This is a genomic window from Acetobacter garciniae (genome assembly GCF_017377735.1).
Taxonomy (GTDB): domain Bacteria; phylum Pseudomonadota; class Alphaproteobacteria; order Acetobacterales; family Acetobacteraceae; genus Acetobacter; species Acetobacter garciniae.
In genome coordinates, this window is the sequence record NZ_JAFVMH010000032.1 from 1 (window position 1) to 1,878 (window position 1,878).

General features: G+C 65.7%; 4 protein-coding genes. All 4 read left to right on the forward strand.

Features of this window, described 5'->3' with window-relative positions; translation table 11 throughout:
- Positions 1 to 114: 114 nt before the first annotated feature.
- Positions 115 to 612: a hypothetical protein gene (locus J2D77_RS17050; RefSeq protein WP_207847723.1), complete on the forward strand. Its 498-nt coding sequence runs from the start codon at positions 115 to 117 to the stop codon at positions 610 to 612.
- The gene (locus J2D77_RS17055) at positions 590 to 1,021 is read left to right on the forward strand and encodes a cell wall hydrolase (RefSeq protein WP_207847725.1); all 432 of its coding nucleotides are present in this window, start codon (positions 590 to 592) and stop codon (positions 1,019 to 1,021) included. Before J2D77_RS17050 ends, J2D77_RS17055 begins: the two co-directional genes overlap by 23 nt.
- Positions 1,022 to 1,025: 4 nt before the next feature.
- Positions 1,026 to 1,370, forward strand: coding sequence for a hypothetical protein (locus tag J2D77_RS17060; protein WP_207847727.1), 345 nt, complete (start codon positions 1,026 to 1,028; stop codon positions 1,368 to 1,370).
- On the forward strand, positions 1,367 to 1,878 hold a 512-nt coding region (locus J2D77_RS17065; protein WP_207847729.1), incomplete at its 3' end, for a hypothetical protein. The genes J2D77_RS17060 and J2D77_RS17065, both read left to right, overlap by 4 nt.

Below are 1,878 nucleotides of genomic sequence, written 5' to 3' on the forward strand. Positions count from 1 at the left end.
CGGCGGCACGGACACAACCAGCACGGCATTGCCCACGGCCCCGGCCTCGTAACGGCCCTCTATCTGAGCGCTACCCGCCGCCCTGTGAGGCGGTTTTTTATGTCTGGAATCTAAATGCTTGACGAACGGTGCGCGGCAGAAGGCGGCGCGGCTGAGGATGACCTGCGTGCCGTTGTAGACGGCCATTCGCAGGAAATTGCGCAAATCAATGGCCGTCTGGACGGTCTGGAAAAGGGGCAGGACGGGCTCATGCGGGAGGTGGTTGCTATTCGCGCCGAGGGGCAGGCCCGCGCGCAGGCGGCGGGCACCGCGATGACCGATCTGCGCAATGGCCTGTACGACCTGACCCGCCAGCTTGCCGAACACACTGGCGCGCAGAAACGGCAGGCCGAAATCGCGCAGCAGGCGCTGGTCGTGGCCCAGACGCGCGAGGCCCGGATCAAATACTGGGGCGGCGTCTGCGCGATCGTATTCTGCGTGGCGGGCGCGGTAGGCGGGACGCTGTTTTCCAGCGCCACGGTCGATGATTACGTGTTCGGCGACGTGCGCTGGCTGCACCGGCACCACCTTGTGGATACAGGGGGCGGCAATGCTGACGCTCCCGCTCACTGACCCAACGCAAGCAGCAGCCCGAACAGCCTGGGGTGAGGCGAGGGGCGAAGGCGCGCGCGGCATGCTGGCGGTGCTTGGGGTGATCGGAAACCGTGCCGCCCGGCCCGCGTGGTGGGGCCACGACATTGCGGGCGTGTGCATGGCGCGCTGGCAGTTCTCCTGCTGGAACCCGAGTGATCCGAACCGGGCGCAGGCACTGACCGTCACCGATTCAGACCCGCAGTTCAAAAAGGCGCAGCAAATGGCCGCCCTGCTTGTCTCTGGCGCGCTCCCAGACATCACAAACGGGGCAGACAGCTACTATGACACGCGCATGCCGCGCCCGCCTGCGTGGGCTGCTCCTCAATTCTACCGCTGCACGATTGGCCGCCATGCGTTTTTCCGCATGGGGCCTTTTGGAGAAGGATAATCCAATGGCCGACACACCCAAGAAAGCCACGGTCGTTCAGACGGCCAAGGCCGGGGGCGTTGCCAGCACGCTGATTCTGGCCCTGACGCAACTGCCTGATCCGTATTCCGCATGGGTGGGCTACGCGCTGATCGCCGTGGGCGCGATTGGCCTGGTCTGCACCCAGATCCCCGCGCCGCCGGACGGGTCGAAGCTCTGGCCGCTCTATCGCGCGCTCAGCTTTGTCGCTGCGAACTGGGGGCAGGCGGTCAACGCCGGGATGCTCCTGCGCAAGAGCGCCGGCCCGTCCGCTCCGCCCCTGGCCGGTCCCGGCTCCGTTGTCACCATCTTCAAGGATACCACGAAATGAAATCCCTCTCTCGCCGCAATTTCATGCGTTCGTCAGCACTCGGCCTGTCCGCCGCCGTGCTGGCGGCCTGCACGGTCGCCACTACCAATGGCGTCACCACAATCACGCTGGACGTGGCCAAGGTGAAAAATTACGGGCAGGCCGGGCTGAACGCCGCCGCCACCGTCACCAGCTACCTGTCGTCGTTCCCGGCGATGGCACCCTATGCACTGGCCATCACGGCGGCTGAAACGGCGCTGTCTGGGGCGCTTGGCGCGTTCTCCACCGCCGCCGGGTCCACGCTGACGATCAGCTATGACGACGCGACGTGGAAGACGCGCGTGGACAGCATTCTGACCGATCTGGATACGCTGGCCGCCGCCATCGAAAACGCGATTGCCGGGGCGGGCTCGATCTTGTCCGCATCCGTCATTGCTGACGCCAAGACGGCTTACAATGCGCTGGCCACCGTCATCAGCGTGTTTAAGGCGCTGCTCGGCGTGTCGGACTCTCGTTCCCCTGTCGGCAC

Coding starts and splice junctions, on each gene's coding strand:
- J2D77_RS17060 (WP_207847727.1), top strand. CDS start 1,026: ATGGCCGACACACCCAAGAAAGCCACGGTCGTTCAGACGGCCAAGGCC.
- J2D77_RS17055 (WP_207847725.1), top strand. CDS start 590: ATGCTGACGCTCCCGCTCACTGACCCAACGCAAGCAGCAGCCCGAACA.
- J2D77_RS17050 (WP_207847723.1), top strand. CDS start 115: ATGCTTGACGAACGGTGCGCGGCAGAAGGCGGCGCGGCTGAGGATGAC.